Source organism: Arthrobacter sp. 147(2020) (assembly GCF_013116715.1).
In the GTDB taxonomy this organism is placed as follows: domain Bacteria; phylum Actinomycetota; class Actinomycetes; order Actinomycetales; family Micrococcaceae; genus Arthrobacter_D.
In genome coordinates, this window is the sequence record NZ_JABFOM010000006.1 from 113,037 (window position 1) to 134,096 (window position 21,060).

The window sequence follows — 21,060 nt, forward strand, 5'->3', positions numbered from 1 at the left end:
TCAGTCGGTTTCTTCCCACGGTGCGGTGGTGAGCAAAAGGTCGGCGACAGGGTAGGCAATGTCGGCGGCGGCCGGCCCGTCGAGATACGTCTCCGGTTGAGCGAGACGATCCAGGACCAGGCTGAGCCCCTTGCCCCGCGATCCGGGTTTGAGACAGACCAGGGCCCGCTGGCCTCCGGGGGCCCGGACAATCAGGTCCACGATGGCGTCGGGGCTGGCACCTTCGGCGAGTTCCAGCCACCCGCGCTGCACCATCGCGTAACGGCGGTTGCCTGCTACCGCCGCATCGACCTCCTCCACGGCCACCGCCCGGCTTCGCCACATGGGCTCCGAAGCATCAAGCAGCACGGCTGCCGGCTGCGGCAGTGAACCGGCGGCGGCCGCCGTTTCCCAGAACACCACAATCTGGCCCGCTGTGGGCACTCCCATCGGCTCCAGTCCTGCGAGGAACAGCGCCTGATCCAGTTCGGCGCCCTCCGGCGGGCGGACAGCGAAGGAAGCGGCAACGTCCTGGAGTGCGCCCGGCGCAGCGTACCGGTGCACAATCCTGGCGTCGGCGAACGATCCGCTGAACTCCTCGACGGTGGTGAAAGCCCCGGTGCTGAAGGACCGGCGCCAGATCACCTCCCCCTGGGCGCCGTCGGATGCCGTCAGGTCGACGGACTCCACATCCATGATGTAGTCGGTGTAGCTTTCGAGTTCCACTCCTACCGTCACCACTGAATGCCTGACCCGTTCCTCATCCACCGGGATGCAGCTGCCTGTCACCACACCGGCGAGCGCCTGCTCCCAGGGCGAGAGCACCGCTGCCGCAACGAGGTCCGGGTTGTTGTGGCCGCCAGGGGTCCAGGGGAGCAACTCCAGCGGGTGGACGAAACCGGGCTTGGCCTGGATGGGCCGGAAGGCCGAGGAGCGTAGCCGCACCTGGAGCCGCTTGCCGTAGGCGGCGAACATCCTGACCACGTTGGTGGTCCCGAAAATGATCCTGATCGGTTCTCCGGTGGGGAAGTGTCGTTCGCCTTCCTGGGGGGTGCTGCCAAGAATCCAGGGGTCGAGTCGGCGGGGCGGGAGGTTGTCGGTCCTGAAGAAGAACTCCTGCGGGGAACTGGGAACGTCGGCTGCGGGCCCATCAGTTCCGTCCGGGAGCACCGGCCGTGCCTGCACCGAGTAGCCGATAGTGGCGCGGTAGACGGTATCGGGGTGAAGCAGCGCGTAATCGTCAGTGTCACCTCCGAGGACGTTGGCGATGGCGCTCTGACGGGAGACACGGTCTCTCTCGTCCCAGTCGTACCGCAGGTATTCGGCGTAACTGGTCAGCTCGGTGCCGGCCAGGTAGTAGCCGCGCACATCGAGGCGTTCGTTGATTGCTTCCTCCGGAGGCATCCCGATCTGTAAGTGGTCGGCAGCCTCACCGCCTTTCACCTCCACGAGGACACCGAGGTAGCCCAGACGGGCCATCGCGGTGGCCTGCTGGCTGAGCAGGAACGCATCAGTTGACCAGGGGCCCGTAGGATCGGTCCACCGTGGCGGAAGGCTGGTGGCTGCGGGGGTGACGGGTTCCCTGGCCAGCTCGTTCTCGCCGGCGTCGTACGTGCAGACCACCAGCCCTCCCTCAAGCAACTCCCTGCGCACCAGCAGGAACAACACTGCGTGTGCAAAGGGGCCAGTGTGCAGGACGACGGCATTGTCGAGCGGCCCCGGCCGGAATCCTGCAGCTTTCCACCCGTCGTGAATGTCCTGCTTCCGCTCGTCGTCCCCGTGATGCATCGGTTCCCGGGCGTCATAGACAGGGGCGGCGAGCGCCCGGGACGAGCACTTCGCGCGGCCCTGCTTGATCGGAACGCCATCCAACAGTTGCGCCCGGTGGACGGTACGGTCTGGATCCGGGTTGATGATCACGTCGCCCCAGTCGATCCGGGGCAGCACCGTATCCTCTGGTTCCTTCCCGCCAATCGCGGCGAGGACCGGGTTGTCGCCGTCGTACCTCCCGGCCCGGTTGGGGGCTGCCCGGTTCGAGTCGCGGCCCTCCGGGCAGGAGACGGCGAGGCCTTCGACCTGGGCGGGAACGACGGCGAGGAGGCTATCGACCGAGAAGTCGCCCGAGCGCCAGCGCTCGGTGACGAATAGCCGCGTAGCAGGGGGCGTCGAACGGTGGCTGCCCGGCGGGTCGGGCCACGGCGTCCCATCGAGCTGCCAACCGGCATCGGACGGTCCCAGAGGTTCGCCAAGGAAGGTGAACAGGACCGACGTCGGCGGGGCGATGGGGTCACAGATCGTCCCCCAGCTGTCGGTGACTGACTCTTCGAGGATGTACCCGGTTTCGACCGCCTTGGGGGTTCCTTCGGGGAGCCAGCTCAGCAGTGCCAGCTGAGCCGACAATGCGGTGTCGCCGCTCTTCTGCTGCCACCAGGTGGCGGGAGTCGATCCGTCGGTGAACCCGCCCGGCAACACAGCGCCGTCGGGTCCCACAGCGTCCAGCGTGACCGAGGTGAGGGTGAACTTGTACGAGGCAGAGCCCTTCTTCACCCACCCGCCGGGAGCAACCCCGGTGCTCCCGGCCAGCACTTCGCCTTTGAACCGCACCGCCGGGTCGGGTACGGGTGGAAGATTCATCATCAGCACCGGGACGGCGTCCAGCGGCACTCCCATCTCGGGGCTCAGTGCGGCGAGTGACTCTGCGGCGTCGGCCAGGCCACTGTCGATGGGTTTGTCGACACCGGACCCCTGGACCAGTGCCGGTGATCTGCCGACGAGTTTGAGCACTTCCACGAGGGGTGGCGGGGGCGGGGTCTGGATGACTGTTTCACCGAGCTCGAAGGTGACGCACCCCTGCACCGAGAAGAATAGGAACTTCACCCGTCCACAGATCTCGCCGCTGATGCGGGACACCTTGGCAGGGTTTCCCCCGATCATCTTCTCCCCCACGAAGACCTCAAGCTTGGCCCACGCGCTCACTTCGATGATGAAGAGATGGAGGCTGCCCCTGACATACAGAATGCCGGCAAGGCAGAACGGGTCGAAGCCCACGACGGCATCGAAGCCGGCGGCGAGTTCGGCGTAGAGACCGCTGCTGCGGTCTCCCCATTCGAAGGAGACGTGGAGGCCAGTCCCGATAGAGAACCCGTAGACCTCCGGCAGATTCTCCAGGGCGAGTCCGTTGCCGGAAAGCATCAGGTAGCCCGTGCCGTCGAAGACTTCCAGAATGTTGGCGTGGATGGGGCTGCTTTGTCGGCCAAGGTACAGGTGCCAGTCCGCAACATCGGTGAAGTTGAAGAACGCCTCCACTGGGATGTGGAGCTCCAGCAGCGGGGAGATCTCGAAATCGATGGAGATCCCGATGGTGAGGGTCCCGCGTCCCATGTCGAGGTCGATCACGGCGAGGAAGACACCCTCAGCGTTTCCTCCGAGGTTGGGCATGATCGCCAGAAGCTTCGCCTTCATGATCAGCAGCAGCCGCGGGCCGGGCAGCTCCAGCATGATCAGGCCCTTGAGGTTGAAGATCACGCTGCTGCCCATGGTGCCGATGATCGCGCCGACTCCGAAGGCCCAGGTGTTGACCTCGGGCTTCCAGAACGCCACGTTCAGGGGGTTGCCCCCGGTGGCCCGGAGCCAGGCCAGTGCGGGAGCCATGTTGGAAGTATCGATGCCGGTCATATCGCGGGAGTAGTTCATGGCGAACAGGCCCATGAACCCGTAGATCCCGATGCCGCTCTGCCCTAGCGGGATGGCGACAGGGAACTCCACCTCAAGGGTCACGATCACCCCAGTCGCTGGTCCGCCCTCCTCAGCGCTGATGTTCGCCACTCCCACCCCGGCGGCAATCCGCACCGACACCGGGACCAGCGTCAGGTCCAGCTGCCCCTTGACCTCGGTCTGGCTCAGCTCGAGGTACCCCTTCCCGGCCACGGCCCCCGGAATGTCGATCGATGCCCCGAAGGCGGTGATGGCGAAACTGAAGGGTTCGAAAGCGACACGCAACCGGGCCCTGTCGATGCTGACCACCCCCAGATCGATGGCGAAGCCCAGATCGATCTCGAAGATCAGAGGGTTGTTGCGCGCCACCCGGGCGCCGAGTACCTGGAGCAGCTGGCCGAGCGGTTCGGCGATGTTGAGGCCACCTGGAACCGACACATCGATCGAGTAGCCCTTGGAGGCGTCGAATACCGGCCGGAACTGGAACGGCTGCCCGGCAAGGCCGTCGCCCAGCCTGATCCCGACGGCTTTGTACCGGACGGTCAGCGGGGCTTCCCGGGTGATGGTCACCAGGTCGAAGATGTTCATGGAAATGGCAGCTTCGATATCGAAGAGAACTACCAGTTCGTTGGCTCCCGGGACGGCGTTCAGGAGAACTTCGCCACCATGCCACACCACCCGTTCGGTCTTGACGATCTGTGTGGCGGCGATTGCTGCCGGAATGCCAAGCATCGCCGCGGTGACACCCATCTGGACGATCCCGCCCTCGTTGGCGACGGCCCCGGCGGTTTGGGACAGCAGCGGCATCAAGACGACTGTTGCGCCGAAGAAGTCCAACCCGAATTCCGGGTCCTGCAGTGGTTCCCCGGGCCGGATTCCCCACAGGTACAGGCCGTCCGTGTCTTCGGGATGCGCCCCGTACTGGGCGGTGATCTTCACCGAGCCGACGGCCTCGTCGATTTCGATCAGGAAACGGATCCTGATGATGCCGTCGGCGGGATTTCTGCCGATGGCCCGGGCAGCGCTGAGTTCCTCGCGTTCCGGATTCATTTCGCCGGCAAGCCGGTTCTCTGCCGGCGTCTGGATGTCGAACTCGCCGAACACCTCACAGGAGACGAAGGTGTTCCTGACGATCCTGACCACCGTGCCGAGCTTCCGGAACCAGGAGGGCGGGTTGGGCCGGGTGCCTGCGTCGGAATCGGGCGTGGTCAGGTCAGTGCCGGGACCGGTGGTTTCTTCGCGCCACAGTTCGGCGGTGACCAGCGTGTCCCCGGTGGTGACGGGCGGCCAGGTTGCCTCGGCTTTCCAAAAGGTTCGTCGGACGTCGAGGGCTGGCCCCTGGCTGGTCCACCCCGACATGTCGGCCACCGCGGTGATCGAGGGGTTCCGTCCGGCGAGGGCTGGCTCCTGACACAGCCGTTCAATGCGTAACTGCAGTGCGTCTGCACGACGTCGTGCTAGACGTTCGTTGTACTGGCGCACGGTCGGGGTGTCGGTGCCCTCGAAGCTGGCGTACCCCCTGATGGTGATGGGGTGGCCGGTGGGAAGTGCGGCGAGGAGCGGCCGCAGGGTGTCATCGGTGTCGGTGCCCGCCGTCCAGGGTGTGGTGGCTCCGGCATTGGGGGCGGGTGCGGAGCGGCTCTGTGCCGAGGCTTCGGCGCCGCGGTCGGGTGTGTCAAAGCGATAGTGGGCGGTGGCGTGCCCGACGGCGCTGGAGCCAGGCAGGCGCGCCTGCACCGCGAAGCGCTGCCCCGGCCCCACCGGCACGGACAGGGTGGGTCCTGTCGTGGGCGCCCCACCGTTGACCCGCCATTCGGTGGTTGCCGCAGTCGCTGCGTCCACGTCGAGGGCGAGGACCACTGTCGTCGTCGTGCCCGCTGCAGCCTCGGAGTCGATCCGTAGCCGAGGCGACGCGGCAGGTACTGTTCCGGAGGTGGTGCTGAGGGTGCGGAGCTGGGCGTTGGTCCCTCCGCCCGGCACTGTGGCGAGGGCCGACGTCGTCAGGGTGAGCGTAGCCGTCTGCGGGGTGCCGCTCCCATCCCTGACGGTGATGACGATGCTCCGGGTGGGGTTCGCCGAGAGGTCAATGTCGGTGACCCTGCCCGGTGGCTGAGCGGCGCCGTCGATGGAGATGGTGAACGTATAGGGGGCCAGTCCGCCGTCGACGTCGGCGACCATCCGGGTCAGCGGCGGCAGGGTGACCGTGCGGGTCTCTGTTGTGCCGACCGGTGAGTAGCAGCGACCGGCGGCGTCGTAAAAGCGTGCACCGAGTTGGAGGGCACCGGCACCCTGGTAGGCGACGGTCAGATCGAAGTCGCCGGACACTCCCGAGGTCTTCCCGAATCCAATGAGGAGGTTTCTGGCGCCAGCGTCGACGCAGAGGTCACGGGCGCCGTTCGGGGCGACGAAGAGTCGGATTTCCGGCAGGTAGAGGCCCTGCCACTCGGCGCCGAGGTTAAGGAGATCGAGGACGGCAGGCGGGGTGGCATCGCCTGAGAGGTCCAGCATGCCGGACCGGAAGCCGAACCCCACCACGTCCGTGGACCCGATGAATGCAAATGGGGGCTGCATCGTAACGAAAGCGGCGATCGCCGGGTCGTCAGTCCCGGTGTCGCCCAGTCCCAGGAACCTGGCGTCAGTGCCCCCACCGGCGCCGAAAATCTGGAACTCGACATCCGGCAGGGTGAACGTGACCTCCGGGTTCTGGGGGTCAGGGACCAACTCGCCCGGGCTGGCATGCCTGGCACCCCTGAGGAACGGGGCTTTCAGGACAATATTGCTCAGGCTTAGGTCAAGGGTGAAATCCTCGCCGTCCAGCCCGGGGACTTGAAGTTCAAAAGCGAGGGTGGTGTTGCGGACATCAATCCAGGAATTCTCCCCGAAGGCGTCCTCTCCCCCTGCCGTCGAGGCGGGTGTCCAGACCAGCCGTTTACTGACGACGTCGACGCCGAGTCTCAGTCCTGCGGCGAACGACACTGATCCGGTGACCGTGACGCCGTCGGGATTGGTGGGGTTCTGCGCATCGTCGACGGTGAATTCGTCGAGGGCGTCACCGAAATCGCCGAGATCGGTGCCATCACCCAGCAGGGGCGTGAGCGTATCCAAGAGTGAAGGCATGGCCCCGGCTCCTCAGCGGCTGTCCAAGCACGTCAGAATGAGACGAGTATGGACCCGCAGAAGAAACTCGACAACCACATTCCTGATGATTCAAAACGCCCGTGTTAATTTCTGCCGCTTGCTTTTATTAGGCAACCGTTTCAGCACATTCAGCGGGTGGGGCGCAGAGCATTCGCCAGGGATGGGGTGGTGCCCTCCTCGCCCAGGATCAGCCCTGCCGCCAACTCGGCGATTCCCGACGACGTCTGGAACCCGTAACCGCCCTGGCCGGCCAGCCAGAAGAACCCTTCAGCCTCCGGATCGAACCCGACCACTGGCAGTCCTGCCTTGGTGGAGGTGCGAAGCCCGGTCCAGGCCCGGTCAATGGCGGTGATCCCCAGGGTGGTGGCCTCCTGAAGTTTCTGCAGGAGCGCGTCCAGGTCGGCGGGAACGGGTTGGGCGTCTTCGGGAACACTCGGCACTGATTCGCAGGGCGAGATCAGCAGGCCGGTACCTTCGTTCCGGAAGTAGAAACTGTCGTCGGCTGCGGCCACCATCGGCATGCCGGGGGCCAGCTCGTGGGTCAGCTGCGCGATGGCGGCAGTCCTGCGGTAGGGGCGCAATCCCTGGATCTCGACCCCTGAGACCACAGCGAGTTCGTCGGCCCACGCGCCCGCCGCGTTCACGACAACCGTTGAGTGGATGGCGTGAGCATCGGCGCCAACGCTCCAGCCGTTGCCCATCCGTTGGGCGGAGTGCACTTTGGCACCGGTCAGGATCGTGGTCCCGGCGTCGAGCGCTGTGCGACGGTGGAAATCGATCAGGGCCTCGGCGTCCAGGCCTACCGACGTGGTGTCGATGCCCGCAGCAGCGAAGCTTTCCGGGCGGAGGTGGGGGCAGAGGGCCAGCGCCTCGGCCTGGCTGATGACGGTCATGGCGCCGCTGGAACGGTCAGTGACGTCCTGCTCGGACCCGACCAGCATGAAGCTGCGTGGGGTCAGAAAGTGCTGCAGGTGTTGATCCTCAACAGCCCGGAGGAGGTCGAGGGTGCGGCCGGTGAGCTGTTGCACTTCGGGCGGCCCATAGCTGGGAATAAGCTGCCGGGCCGACCGCGATGACGCGTGGTAGGCGAGAATCTGCTCTGCCTCCACCAGCACCACCGTGCAGCGTCCCGCCAGCTGCGTGGCCAGAGACAGCCCGGCGATGCCGCCGCCCACAATCAGAACATCAGCATTCAGTGCCATGGCAGCAGTACCCCTGGGCTAGGCGGCGGCGACGTCGTCGCGGGCGCCGATGAAGGCCTGCACGCAGGCTTCGATGTCCTCGGCGCTGTGGGCGGCCGAAAGCTGGACCCGGATCCGGGCAGCACCTCGGGGCACCACCGGGAAGCTGAACGCAGTGACAAACACGCCGCGCGCCAGCATGGCATCAGCTGCCTTGGCTGCCTGTGCCGCGTCGCCGAACATCACCGGGATAATCGCGTGCTCGCCGTCCAGCAGTTCGAAGCCCTCCTCGGTCATCCGGCGCCGGAAGAGCGCCGAGTTTTCCTCAAGCTGCGCCCGTAGGTCGGCGCTGTTCTGGACCAGATCCAGCGCGGTGAGCGTGGCGGCGACAATCGAGGGTGCCAGCGAATTGGAGAACAGGTACGGCCGCGCCCGCTGCCGCAGCAAGGCCACAATCTCTGAGTGCGCGGCGACGTAGCCGCCCGAGGCACCACCCAACGCCTTGCCGAAGGTTCCGGTGTAGATATCGACCCGGCTGGAGACACCGGCGTGTTCAGGAGTGCCCGCCCCGGTCTCGCCCATGAAACCGACGGCGTGGGAGTCGTCGACCATGACCATCGCGCCGTACTGATCGGCGAGGTCGCAGATGGCTTCCAATGGTGCCAGGTAGCCGTCCATTGAAAACACCCCGTCGGTGACGATCAGGGTGCGGCGCGCGCCGGCGGCTTCCTTGAGCTTTGCTTCAAGATCCGCCATGTCACGGTTGGCGTACCGGTACCGCTGGGCCTTGGACAGCCGGATGCCGTCGATGATGGAGGCGTGGTTCAACGCGTCGGAAATCACTGCGTCCTCGGCAGTGAGCAGGGATTCGAAGACTCCGCCGTTCGCATCGAAGCAGGAGGAGAACAGGATGGTGTCCTCGGTGCCCAGGAACTTCGACACCCGCGCCTCGAGCTCCAGGTGGAGGTCCTGGGTGCCGCAGATGAACCGCACCGAGGCCATGCCGAACCCGCGGTCGTCGAGCGCCTGCTTGGCGGCGGCGATGATGTCGGGATGGTCGGCCAGCCCCAGGTAGTTGTTGGCGCAGAAGTTCAGTACCCGCTGCGGGGCGCCGTCGAGGGTGGCTGCCTCGATGTGGTTGGACTGCGGGGAGGAAATCCGCCGTTCGTTCTTGAACAGGCCCGCGCTGCGGATGCCGTCCAGTTCTTCGGTCAGCTGTTCCTGAATGCTCGTGTACATCGCGTTGCTCCTTAGAATCCGGTCCAGTCGAGGACCACTTTGCCGCTGGCTCCGTTGCGTGCGGTGTTAAAGCCTTGCTGCCACGCGGCTGCGGGCAGAATGTCGGTGACGACGCTCGAGATGGCCTGCTGCAGGACGGGGTTGGATTGCAGCATGGCGCTCATGGCGTACCAGGTTTCGAACATCTCACGGCCGTAGATGCCCTTGAGGGTAAGCATGTGGGTGACCACCTTGGCCCAATCGATGGTGATGTCCGCCGAGGGGAGGCCGAGCATGGCGATCCGGCCGCCATGGTTCATGTTGTCGATCATTTCGGGCAGCGCGGTGGGATGGCCCGACATTTCCATCCCGACGTCGAATCCCTCCCGCATCCCAAGCTGGCGTTGGGCATCGACGATCCGCGTGGTGGCCACGTTGACGGCGAGGTCAGCGCCCACCGTGAGGGCCAGGTCCAGCCGTGGCTGGAACACGTCGGTGACAGCGATGTAGCGGGCCCCGGCGTGGCGTGCGACGGCAGCGGCCATCAGCCCGATGGGTCCGGCGCCGGTGATCAGCACGTCCTCCCCGACCAGGGGAAAGCTCAGCGCGGTGTGCACAGCATTGCCGAAGGGGTCGAAGATGGCGCCCAGCTCGGGGGTGATACCAGCCGGGTGGACCCAGACGTTCGGTTCGGGGATCACCACGAACTCGGCGAAGGCACCGTCACGCTGCACCCCGACGCTTGCGGTCCTGATGCACATCTGGCGCCGGCCGGCACGGCAGTTGCGGCAGGTGCCACAGACAATGTGGCCCTCGCCGGAGACCCTGTCCCCCACCTTGACGTCGCGCACGCCGGAACCGAGCTCGACCACTTCGCCGTAGAACTCGTGGCCGGGGATGAGCGGCGCGCTGATGGTGCTGGCGGCCCACTGGTCCCAGGACTCGATGTGGAGATCGGTGCCGCAGATCCCGGTGGTCATCACGCGGATCTTGACTTCGCCGAGTCCCGGTGTGGGCTCGGGACGGTCGATGAGCTCGAAGCCGGGCTGCGGCCCGGACTTGTACAGCGCCTTCACTTAGGGGGATTCCTTCCACCGGCACGCGGGGTTCAGCGTGGTACGCCGTGGCGCGTGCAGTTCATCTCAAGTGGTGCTGTGGCACCCTCGTCAGCGTATCAGCCGGGCCGCGTCCGATCAGGGGATCAGGTCCCGTCCTGCAGCGCCAGGCACATCACCGAGGCGTCGTCTGCGGCTTCGCCGATCTCCAGTTGCGTGATGCGCAGGGTCAGCATCAATTCCTGCGCTCCCTCGGGGGTGCTGACGGCGTCAAGGAACGCTTCCGGGCTTGCCACCAGGCCAAGGTCCACAGCCCGCCAGGCGCCGTCGGACGCCAGCGCGACCGTGTGGACCTTGCCCATCCGGACCAGGCTGGCCCGCTCGGCAGCCTCGGGCTCCCGACGGGCCACCCAGATGCCCTGTTCAGTGTTCCGTTCCCGTCTCGCCTGTTCGTGGTCGGCCTGGGTGCCGGTGGGCTCGCTGATCGGCGTGCCGATGTGCAGGGTGCTGCCGTCATCGCGGCGTGCGACGACGTGGCAATCGGCGAGGCTGAGCACCCGCACCCGTCCGTCGTCGTCGGCCGTGACCAGCGAGACAGCAGCGCTGGGGAAGAAGTGGGACCGGTTGCCCACCAGCCGTTCCCCCAGCTCGTCAACCGTGGTCAGCGCTGCAGCGAGGACAGCACGGGGGTCGGCGGGTCCGGCGTGTTCGGCCAGCGCGAGGTTGAGGACCTGGGCGTACCAGGACGGGTTGGACGCACCGGGTAGGTCGATTTCCTCCAGGAGGGAGGTGGCGCCGTCGATCATCCAGGCAGCGTTGCCGCGGTACCCGCAGGCGTCCTCCATGATGTGGTTGTCGCCCTCGGTCTGGACGCGGGACAGGTGGGTCCAGTGCGCCATGTCAGCGGGCACCCCCGGCGACCCGGGTGCCGTGGTCAACGAGCACCGAGTGGAGGACCTGGTGGCCCATCGTCTTGAACACTGAATCGTCGTCGGAGTGCACGGCCATCGCCGCGCCGATGCAGAGGGCCCAGCCCCGGGCCCGCTGCCAGGTGGCATCGGAGGTGGGGCGGGCGGCGTTGATCCGGTTCTGGAATACCCGGCGGCCGTACCGGTCGAAGACCAGCCACGCGGCGGCCAGATCGGTGGCCGGGTCGCCGCTGCCCAGGTCGCCGAAGTCCAGGACTGCTGCAAGTTTTTTGTCGGGGGCAACCACCAGGTTCGCGGCGTGGAGGTCGCCATGGAGCCAGAGGGAGGGGCCATCCCACGCTGGCTGGTCACGTAGTTCCTGCCACAGGGTGAGGAGACCTGAGGTGGGTAGATCAAGGGCGGCGAGGCGCTGGTGGAGTGCGCTGTCGCGGTCGCGAAGCGCACCGCCGCGCACGGGATTGTAGGGAGCGTCCTCCGGAGCTGGCTGCTGGAAGGCCAGCACGAAGTCGGCGAGGTCTTCCGCCGCCCGAGTCCGGTCCCCGAGGGGTACGTGCGTTGCGGCGGTGCCCTCGGCCCACCTGGTGATGCTCCAGTGCCAGGGGTACGACGACGACGGCTCCCCTGAGCGCACCGGTGCCGCTGCGAAGCGCAACGCCGAGGCCTGCGCCGGGGCCTGCGGGCCGTCGTCGGGCCGGTCGGACAACAACCGTGGCAGCCAGCGCTGTTCGTTCCTGGCTAGGCGGGCGGCGGCCTCTCGGCGGGGCAGCCTGACCGCCAGGTCGCTCCCCAGCCGGAAGATGAAGTTGTCCCACCCTTCGGCGACGGCATTCAGGGGCAGCCCGGCGAGGTCCGGATGCTGCTCCCCCAGGAGCTCACGGACCAGGTCAGCGGTCATCAGCACCTCGGCGGCCGGCCTGTTCGCCACGAGGGTCCTTTCTGAAGAAAGCGGTGAGCAACCTGGACCTTCGGGAGGGAATGGTGCTCCCTCCAGGTCCAGGTTGCTCACCGTTCGGGTGATCTGGGTGTTAGCCCTCGACGCCGAGGCGCTGCAGGATCAGTTCACGCACCCGGCCGGCGTCGGCCTGGCCACGGGTGGCCTTCATGACGCCGCCGACGATCGCTCCGACAGCCTGCACCTTGCCGCCGCGGATCTTGTCCGCCACGTCCGGCTGGGCTGCCAGCGCCGCGTCGATGGCCTCGAGCAGCGGACCGTCGTCGGAGACGACTGCCAGCCCACGGGCCTCGACCACTTCGGTGGGAGTGCCCTCACCGGCGAGGACGCCGTCGAGCACCTCCCGGGAGAGCTTGTCGTTGATCTTGCCGGACTCGATCAGCGAGTTCAGCTCGACGATTAGCTCGGGGGTGACACCCAGCTCGGACGGCTCGACGTCGGCCACCTTGGCTCGGCGTGCGATCTCGCCCATCCACCACTTGCGGGCGACGGCGGGCTTGACCCCTGCAGCGATGGTGTCCTCGATGGAGGACATCACGCCGGCGTTGACGACGTCGCGGAATTCGGCGTCGGAGTAACCCCAGTCCTGCTGCAGCCGCTTGCGGCGTTCGGCCGGTGGCTCGGGCAGCTCAGCGCGGAGACGCTCAATCCAGTCCTCGGTGGTGACGATGGGCACCAGGTCCGGTTCCGGGAAGTAGCGGTAGTCGTCGGCGTCGGACTTGGGGCGGCCCGACGTCGTCGACCGCGTGTCCTCGTGCCAGTGACGGGTCTCCTGGGTGATCGGAGTGCCCGAGTCGAGCACCGCTGCGTGGCGCTGGATCTCGTAACGCACCGCGTGCTCGACGGCGCGCAGTGAGTTGACATTCTTCGTCTCGGTGCGGGTGCCGAACTTCTCCTGCCCCTTGGGCTTGAGGGACACGTTGGCGTCGCAGCGGACGTTGCCGCGCTCCATCTTCGCGTCGGATACGCCCAGGTTCTTGACGATCTCGCGGATCGCCGCGACGTAGGCCTTGGCAAGCTCTGGTGCGCGGGCACCGGCGCCGACGATCGGCTTTGTGACAATTTCGACCAGGGGCACGCCGGCGCGGTTGTAGTCCACGAGGGAGAACTCGGCGCCGTGGATCCGGCCGGTGGAGCCGCCCATGTGGGTGAGCTTCCCGGCGTCCTCCTCCATGTGGGCGCGCTCGATCTCGACAGTGAACACTGTGCCGTCGGCCAGCTCGATGTCGATCGACCCGTCGTACGCGATCGGGTCGTCGTACTGGGAGGTCTGGAAGTTCTTCGGGGTGTCCGGGTAGAAGTAGTTCTTCCGGGCGAAGTAGCACTTCTCGGCGATCTTGCAGCCCAGCGCCAACCCAATCTTGATGGACGATTCAACTGCCACCCGGTTCACGACCGGGAGGACGCCGGGCAGGCCGAGGTCCACCGGGGTGACGTTGGTGTTGGGGGTGTCACCGAACGCGTTGGGAGCCGAGGAGAACATCTTGGTCTGGGTGTTCAGCTCCACGTGGACCTCGAACCCCAGCACCGGATCATACTTCTCGAGTGCTTCCTCGAACGACAGAATTTCTTCAGTTGCCATAACCATCAGTTGGTTCCTCCTGCAGTGCTAGTCTCCACGCGGTCGGCTGCGCCGTTAGACCCCAAAACGTCAGGCCTCAGGGCGGGTGCGCGGTCCAGCAGGGGGCCACCCCAGCTGGCTTCGAGCAGCGATTCGAGCACCGCTCCCACCCGGTACAGCCGGGCGTCCTGGCGGGCCGGAGCCAGCAACTGGATGCCGACGGGCAGTCCGTCCTCGTCGGCAAGGCCGCCGGGCAGGGACAGCCCCGGTACGCCAGCCATGTTCGCGGGGATGGTGGCGACGTCGTTCAGGTACATGGCCAGTGGATCGTTGAGCTTCTCCCCCAGCTTGAATGCGGTGGTCGGCGCGGTCGGGGAAATCAGGACGTCGGCCTGCTTGAACGCGTTGTCGAAGTCCCGCTGGATCAGGGTGCGGACCTTCTGTGCTGAACCGTAGTAGGCGTCGTAGTAGCCGGCGCTCAGGGCATAGGTGCCCAGGATGATGCGGCGTTTCACTTCGTCGCCGAACCCGGCGGCGCGGGTGGCTCCCATGACGCGCTCAATGGTCGGCGCGCCGTCGGGCACTACCCGCAGGCCGAAGCGGACGCCGTCGTACTTGGCGAGGTTCGACGATGCCTCGGAGGGCATGATCAGGTAGTAGGCGCCCAGGGCGTATTCGAAGTTGGGGCAGGAAACCTCAACGATTTCGGCGCCCGCACCGCGCAGCAGCTCCAGCGATTCCTGGAACCGGGTCAGGACGCCGGCCTGGTAGCCCTCGCCCTGCAGTTCCTTGATGACGCCGATCCGCATGCCCTCGACGTTGCCCAGCCGGGCGGCCTCAACCAGCGCGCCGAGGGGGTCGGTGAGGGAGGTGGAGTCATTGGGGTCGTGGCCGCCGATGACCTCGTGGAGCAGCGCGGAGTCCAGGATGGTCCGTGAGACGGGGCCGATCTGGTCCAGTGACGACGCCATCGCGATGGCGCCGTACCGCGAGACTCCACCGTAGGTGGGCTTCACGCCGACGGTGCCGGTGACAGCGCCGGGCTGGCGGATGGAGCCGCCGGTGTCGGTACCGAGCGCGAGGGGCGCTTCGAAGGCAGCGACCGCAGCGGCCGAGCCGCCGCCCGATCCACCGGGGATCCGGTCCAGGTCCCATGGGTTGCGGGTGGGGCCGTACGCGGAATGCTCGGTGGAGGAGCCCATCGCGAACTCGTCCAGGTTGGTCTTGCCCAGGATGGGCATTCCGGCGGCGCGGAGGCGGCGGATCACTGTCGCGTCATAGGGGCTGTGCCAGCCCTCAAGGATCTTGGAGCCAGCGGTGGTCGGCTGACCCTTCGTGACGATCAGGTCCTTGACGGCGATCGGGACGCCAGCCAGTGCGTGGAGTTCCTCGGAGTTCGCGCGGGCCTTGTCGACCCCGGCCGCGACGGCGAGTGCCTCATCGGTGTTGACGTGCAGGAAGGCGTGGACGCCGTCGTCGCCGCCGTCAACGTGGGCGATCCGGTCGAGGTGGGCCTGGGTGGCTTCGACTGCGGAGATTTCCCTTGAGGCAAGTTTCTGGGCGAGCGCTGCGGCGCTGAGCCGAATCAGTTCAGTCATGGTTATTCCCCGTCCAGGATTGCTGGGACCTTGAAGCGTCCGTCGGCGTTGTCGGGGGCGCCGGAGAGGGCTTCCTCGTTGGTGAGGGTCTCGCCGACCACGTCTTCGCGGTACACATTGCTCAGCGGGATGGGGTGGCTGGTGGTCGGGATGTCGTCGCCGGCCACTTCGCTCACCCGTTTGATCGAGTCGACAATTACTGCCAGCTCACCGGTCATCCGGTCCAGCTCTTCGGCGCTCATATCGATGTGGGCCAGCCGCGCCAGGTGCGCAACGTCCTCACGGTTGATCTCAGCCATAAATCTCCCATGGTCAATGAATTGGTGTTTGGCTCAAGTCTACGTGCGGCATCGGCCGTGGCCGATTCGGCGGGCGTCTCCTATCCCTCTGGGTGAAGCGCCGTGTCAGCGTCTGTCGTGCGCCAGCTCAGGAAGTGGACCACCAGCCCGGGCCGGGTTGGTGCACAACAGAAAGGTCCCGCCTGGAGGATCGCGTCTGTGGCGAGCGGCGCAACACGGACGAGCCGCCAGGGTTCCTCGTCGACCCTCGCCCGGATAGTGACCGCTCCGGGGGCCAAGCTGGCACGCACCGTCACCATCCGCCCGGCCCATTCTGGAACGGGTGATAGCGACCAATCGGATTCTCCACGGGTGACTACTGCACCCACACCCAGCTCGCCGTCGCTGCATTCGACGCCGGCCTTGATCCAGTTCGTGTCATCGGTTTTGATGAAGACACCTGCCTGGTCGAACTGTTCGGGGAGGTCGGCCCGGAAGGCCACCTCGATTGCTTCGCCCACTGTGATCGACCGGAGCAGTGCGTGTTCGGTGTCATGGATGAAGCCGTACGATGTGATCCGCCAGGCGTCGCTGCCCTCCTTGGCGGTCACTAACAATCCCTCGTCGGAGGTGCGAACATTCTCGGGCTCGGTTGTCCAGCGTCCTTCGGACCACTCAACGTATCTCATGTCCTCAATCTTTCAGGTGCCCTGCTCCTGAGACAAGGCGCGCCTACCGGGACTTCGTTCCCTGCGGTGGCTGGGCCGGTTTCGGGTTCTGACCTGTGCCCCCTCGATTGTCGCTCCGGCGCCTGCACCGACGCTGGCACGTGTGACGGCTCCGGTGCCGGGTAGGGGTGGTGCGGTGGAGTGGTAGGTGTGGCCGGTGGGCGTGGTGATGCTGAAGGTGTGTCGGGGGCGGGTTTGTGGTCTTGGTCCGGGGATTGTTTGGGCTGTCCAGCCGGGTTGTTCTTTGGTGTGATTGCACGCTTCGCAGAGTCCTGCCCCGTTGGTGATGGTGGTGGGTCCGCCACGGTGCCAGGGGATGATGTGGTCGAAGTGGCGGATCGGTGCGCCACAGTACGGAGTGCGGCAGGTGTCGTCGCGGGCGGTGATGAACCGGCGTTGGGCTTTCGTGAAGAGGCGGGCGGTGGAATCCATCGCCACCAACTCCCCGGTCGACGGCGCGGTATAGAGCCGACGCAACCACACATCGAAAGTGGACCGCTTATCCCCGGAGGTATCCGAATCCTTCGGCCCGGTTGTTCCGTTGGTGGTTTTCGCTGTTTGGAGGAGGGTGCGTGCCCAGTGGGAGCCGATGATGCCGTAGCCGGGGATGCGGGCTGGTTCGCTGTCGCCTTGGAAGAGGGCACGGTCGGTCATGATGAGCTGCAATTCGACCCGGCTGACACCGCCGGGGACCCCGGTGACACGTTCAACGAGGCTGTCAGCCATGACCTGACCCCGAGATCTGGGGTCGCCGGCGGCCTTAGTGGTGTCGGCGTGGCGGGACAGGGCTGCGTAGGTGGAGACTGCTTCTTTTACGGGGAGGAGGGCGGTGAGGTAGGCCATGGTGTCCGGTGCGGGACGGATACTCACACTCCGCTCCGTCACCGCGCGGGCGGCCCGGTTCACCACCGACCGGGGATCCCTCCGATACGAGGCTGCTTTCACGGCCGCGATAATCGCCTTATCCCCGCACCCGTCGAACGTCCCCGTATCCGGGGCGAGTTCCTCATCGACCGCTGCCCGGTCCTCAGCGGACAGGCACGCGGTTTCCTTCACTAGCAGGGTGGCCCGCCACTCATTCAACTGGCCACAATGCAACGCGGCCAACGTGTGGGGCATCTCCGTGACCAAGGCCCGTGCGAGGCCAAGGAGCCGGCTGCCGCGGGACGGGGATTCACGGCGGGCCAATGCGATCTGCGCACCCACACCCTTGCCCTGCTCCGCAGCGGGCATACCGGCGCCGGCCTGGGCCTGGCGTTCGGCCACGTCGACAGCCACCGCAATCCGGGCCTGCACGCCCGCGATCGCGGACTTCAGATCCTCCAACTCCCGCAGCTGATCAATCAACCCCGCCGCATCACCGGCTGGTCGCAGGGAGTGGAGGGCTTCGGCCAGGGCCCGAACGGAAGATTCACTGCGACTGCCGGACCGGGTAGCAGTGTGTGAAGTATCGGCAGAGCCCGATGCCGACGCATATCTGGAGACCGGTGACGAGGCAGCGGCACCAGCCCGAGTCCGGACGGATGCAGAGGCAGAGGTGGAGGCGCCGCCGTCGGGCCCGCCTACCGCACCAGAAATACCCCGCGGATCGGTTACCCAGGAGGGGATTCCCTTCCGTTGCGGTGATGGAGCTGTGCTGCCTTCCATACCTCTATTGTCCCAAACCGCACCGACATTTCTGCGGATGTACAGGCTATGTGGACAAATCTCTCGAAGAAATATTCGAACCCTAGAGCACCACGTTGCGGTCGGTGAGTAGGCGATAGATAGTCAGGAAGCACCAGGTGGCAGAGCCTCAGGAAAGCAGCCCGTCATCGGTCAATAGCACCAGCTGCTGGGTTGCACGCGTCATGGCAACATAACGATCCACAGCACCTTCGATCCCCTCCCCAAACGACTCAGGATTGACCAGAACCACCAGATCAAACTCCAGGCCCTTGGCTGTCTCAGGGGTGAGGACACTCACGCGGTCACGGGCACGGCCAACCGCCCCGGAGGCAACACTTACCGGCCCAGAGGCGATGATGCACACCGTCCCCACCGGATACTGAGCCAACCAATCGTCGACAATCCCGCCAAGGTCGGCAAGCCTCCCCCGGCGGACAGGGAGCCCTCCCACCCTGATAGATACTGGAACATTCGCGTCCGGCAGTTCCGCACGGATCACTGGCGCAGCTTCGTCCATGATCTCGGCAGGAGTCCGGTAGTTGATGCTCAGTTCGGTCATCCGCACCCGGTCGAGGCCGATCCGTTCCAGCCGTTCCGGCCAGGACTCGGGGAACCCATGGCGGGCCTGCGCCCGGTCCCCCACAATCGTGAAACTACGGGACGGGCAGCGCAGCAGCAGCATCTGCCACTGCGCATCGGTCAGCTCCTGGGCCTCATCGACCACCACATGCGCAAACGGTCCCGCGAGACGGTCAGGCGTTTTCCAGGGCGTCCCCGACCCGTCGATCAGCCCATCCTCCAGATCGGGTTGGCGCAACATCGTGACCAGACCGGTGCCGTCGTCGTCGGCCCGGATCAGATTGTCCACCACCATTGACATCTGCTCACGCTCGGAGGCAATGCTCTTGGCGTGAGCCCGCTTCAGCGTCGCTGTTGCGGCGGTTCCGATGCGCTGCCGGGCAGCATCCAGCAGCGGCAGATCGGAAAGGGTCCACGCCTTCGCATCGCTACGCTGCAGCAGGAGGACTTCCTCAGCGCTGAGCCATGGGGCGCATAGCCGCAGATAGGCTGGCACCCGCCAGAGGTCCGCGACCAGGTCGCCAGGGTCAAGTACCGGCCAGGCGGCGGCGAACTCCCGACCCAGCGCACCATCCTGCCGCAGGTACGGGTGCAGGAGTTCGGGCGTCACCTCCCCGTCCTCATGCTTGTCCGCCAGGATGGTCACCAGGGAGTCCCAGATTTCGGAGCGGGCCTCATTGTGTGGCGTCCCGGGATCAGAGGCAGCGAACGCCTCCTCCCAGTCCGCGACGCCAAGCCACGCCTCTCCCCAGGGCGTGTCGATACTCATTCCGTGGGTCGGGGGTCTTTCCGAGAATTGGACAGCTGGTTCAATGGCGTGCACCATCCGGGCCGAGGATTTGAGGCGTGCGACGACGTCGTCCGCGTCTGCGAGCGCGGTCGCGCCCTCCGGAACCAGACCCCGGAGGGTACTAGTGAGAACCCCCTCCTCCCCCAGGCTGGGAAGGACATCGGCAACATACGCCAGGTACGGCTGATGAGGGCCGACGAACAGCACGTCACTCCGGCCGTCAACCGTCCGATCGCTCAACCGCGGATCGGAATAGAGAAGGTAGGCGGTGCGATGGAGTGCCACAACCGTCTTCCCGGTTCCCGGGCCTCCATCCACCACCAGCGCACCGCGGGAGCCGCCCCTGATGATCGCGTCCTGGTCCTTCTGGATGGTCCCGAGTACATCCTGCATCTGCCCCGAGCGGCTCCGGCCCAGGCTCGCGATGAACGCCGATTGGTCATCCAGCGCTCCATGGCTCTGTGGTCCGTCCGCTGTGTACACCTCATCCCAGTAGTCAGTGATCAGTCCCCTCGACCAGTGATACCGACGCCGACTGGCCAGTCCCATGGGATTGGCATGGGTGGCGCCGAAAAACGGTTCGGCTGCCGGAGACCTCCAGTCGATCAGAAGCCGTCGACCTGATCCGTCAGTCAGGCCAAACCGGCCCACATAGATGGGGCCCACTCCGTCGGCCGGGACCATCCGTCCCAGGCAGAGATCGAGACCGAACCGGGTGAGCGCCCGGATCCGATCGCTCACCCGGTGGATTTCCTCGTCCCTGTCGAGGGCGGGCTGCCCCTTGATTCCGGGAGCCTTCCGCTCTGCCTCCAGCCGTGCAGCCAGATCGGCAAGGGTTTCCGCGAGACTGGTCCTGACCCTCTCAAAGTGCGACTCATCCTCACTGATCAGCGACGGATCGAGTTTTGCCGAAAGCGGCGGCGACAACGCAAAAATACTCATCCAGCACCCCTTCACAGTTTCCCTGAGGGACCCATTCTTCGCGCTCCAGGGGGCCTTGCGGCAAGGCCCCCCATGGGTTATAGATTGAATATGGCAGGGGTTTGACCTCGCCAAGCGTGAAGGGGGCGCGATGTCGCGGGAACTGGTGTGGACGGGCTTCATGACACTCGACGGCGTGGTTGATTCGCCGGGCGGGACCATCGAAGGTCATCCGAGCGGCGGGTGGGTGCTGAACACGGAGTTCGTACCCGAAGCCTTTTCCCTCAAGAGCGAGGAACTCGCCGAGACGTCAGCGCTGATGTTCGGCCGCAAGAGCTACGAAGCGTTCGCTCCCATCTGGTCGCGATCGGCTGACCATGCCAGCTATCAGGACCTGCCCAAGTACGTGGTGTCCACAACGCTGGCCGACGACGCCCTGATCGATGACTGGGGATCGATCGAGATCCTGCGATCGATCGACGGTGTAGCAACCCTGAAACAGGGCGACGGCGGCGCGATCTTCATCCATGGCAGTGCGGGATTGGCGCGAAGCCTTGACGATGCGGGCCTCATCGACCGGTACAACCTCCTTGTGTACCCGGTTCTGCTGGGCTCCGGCAAGAGGATCTTCGGCACCGTTGACAGGGGCTCGCGGCAACTCGCACTCAGGGAATCCGCCGCGTACTCCAACGGCGTGGTCAAGGTAATCTACGACGTCGTCGGCTGACCCTGGCAGTTGCTTTCCATAATGGAAAGTGATTACACTTTCCA

The 21,060-nt window shown here is 65.9% G+C and carries 13 protein-coding genes; 1 reads left to right on the forward strand and 12 read right to left on the reverse strand.

Going from position 1 to position 21,060, the window contains the following annotated elements:
* The 12 genes from HMI58_RS06615 to helR form a co-directional block, all read right to left on the reverse strand.
* The gene (locus tag HMI58_RS06615) at positions 1 to 6,810 is read right to left on the reverse strand and encodes a hypothetical protein (protein WP_171618575.1); all 6,810 of its coding nucleotides are present in this window, start codon (positions 6,808 to 6,810) and stop codon (positions 1 to 3) included.
* A gap of 149 nt (positions 6,811 to 6,959) precedes the next feature.
* A complete protein-coding gene (locus tag HMI58_RS06620; RefSeq protein WP_171618576.1) occupies positions 6,960 to 8,033 on the reverse strand; it encodes an FAD-dependent oxidoreductase in 1,074 nt (357 codons plus the stop codon).
* Between the two features lie 18 nt (positions 8,034 to 8,051).
* Positions 8,052 to 9,251 (reverse strand): glycine C-acetyltransferase, encoded by a 1,200-nt coding sequence (locus HMI58_RS06625; protein WP_171618577.1) that lies wholly within the window; start codon positions 9,249 to 9,251, stop codon positions 8,052 to 8,054.
* 11 nt (positions 9,252 to 9,262) lie between these two features.
* A complete protein-coding gene (gene tdh / locus HMI58_RS06630) occupies positions 9,263 to 10,306 on the reverse strand; it encodes an L-threonine 3-dehydrogenase (protein WP_171618578.1) in 1,044 nt (347 codons plus the stop codon).
* Between the two features lie 125 nt (positions 10,307 to 10,431).
* Positions 10,432 to 11,184, reverse strand: coding sequence for a hypothetical protein (locus HMI58_RS06635; RefSeq protein ID WP_171618579.1), 753 nt, complete (start codon positions 11,182 to 11,184; stop codon positions 10,432 to 10,434).
* A gap of 1 nt (position 11,185) precedes the next feature.
* The gene (locus HMI58_RS06640) at positions 11,186 to 12,139 is read right to left on the reverse strand and encodes an aminoglycoside phosphotransferase family protein (RefSeq protein ID WP_318779154.1); all 954 of its coding nucleotides are present in this window, start codon (positions 12,137 to 12,139) and stop codon (positions 11,186 to 11,188) included.
* Positions 12,140 to 12,239: 100 nt separating this feature from the next.
* On the reverse strand, positions 12,240 to 13,748 hold the full coding sequence (gene gatB, locus HMI58_RS06645; protein ID WP_171618580.1) for an Asp-tRNA(Asn)/Glu-tRNA(Gln) amidotransferase subunit GatB: 1,509 nt from the start codon (positions 13,746 to 13,748) through the stop codon (positions 12,240 to 12,242).
* Positions 13,749 to 13,753: 5 nt separating this feature from the next.
* Positions 13,754 to 15,325, reverse strand: a complete 1,572-nt coding sequence (gene gatA / locus HMI58_RS06650) for an Asp-tRNA(Asn)/Glu-tRNA(Gln) amidotransferase subunit GatA (RefSeq protein WP_171618581.1) — start codon at positions 15,323 to 15,325, stop codon at positions 13,754 to 13,756.
* Between the two features lie 2 nt (positions 15,326 to 15,327).
* On the reverse strand, positions 15,328 to 15,624 hold the full coding sequence (gatC, locus tag HMI58_RS06655) for an Asp-tRNA(Asn)/Glu-tRNA(Gln) amidotransferase subunit GatC (protein WP_171586331.1): 297 nt from the start codon (positions 15,622 to 15,624) through the stop codon (positions 15,328 to 15,330).
* 80 nt (positions 15,625 to 15,704) lie between these two features.
* Complete coding sequence (locus HMI58_RS06660) at positions 15,705 to 16,292, reverse strand: DUF1349 domain-containing protein (protein WP_171618582.1); 588 nt, start codon at positions 16,290 to 16,292, stop codon at positions 15,705 to 15,707.
* Between the two features lie 12 nt (positions 16,293 to 16,304).
* Positions 16,305 to 17,726 carry an HNH endonuclease signature motif containing protein gene (locus tag HMI58_RS06665; RefSeq protein ID WP_225667952.1) on the reverse strand — a complete coding sequence of 474 codons (1,422 nt, stop codon included), beginning with the start codon at positions 17,724 to 17,726 and terminating at the stop codon, positions 16,305 to 16,307.
* A 400-nt stretch (positions 17,727 to 18,126) separates the two neighbouring features.
* Complete coding sequence (helR, locus tag HMI58_RS06670; RefSeq protein ID WP_171618584.1) at positions 18,127 to 20,310, reverse strand: RNA polymerase recycling motor ATPase HelR; 2,184 nt, start codon at positions 20,308 to 20,310, stop codon at positions 18,127 to 18,129.
* 130 nt (positions 20,311 to 20,440) lie between these two features.
* On the opposite strand from helR, the gene HMI58_RS06675 reads away from it, so the two are divergent.
* Positions 20,441 to 21,016, forward strand: coding sequence for a dihydrofolate reductase family protein (locus HMI58_RS06675; RefSeq protein WP_171618585.1), 576 nt, complete (start codon positions 20,441 to 20,443; stop codon positions 21,014 to 21,016).
* The last annotated feature ends 44 nt before the right edge of the window (positions 21,017 to 21,060 follow it).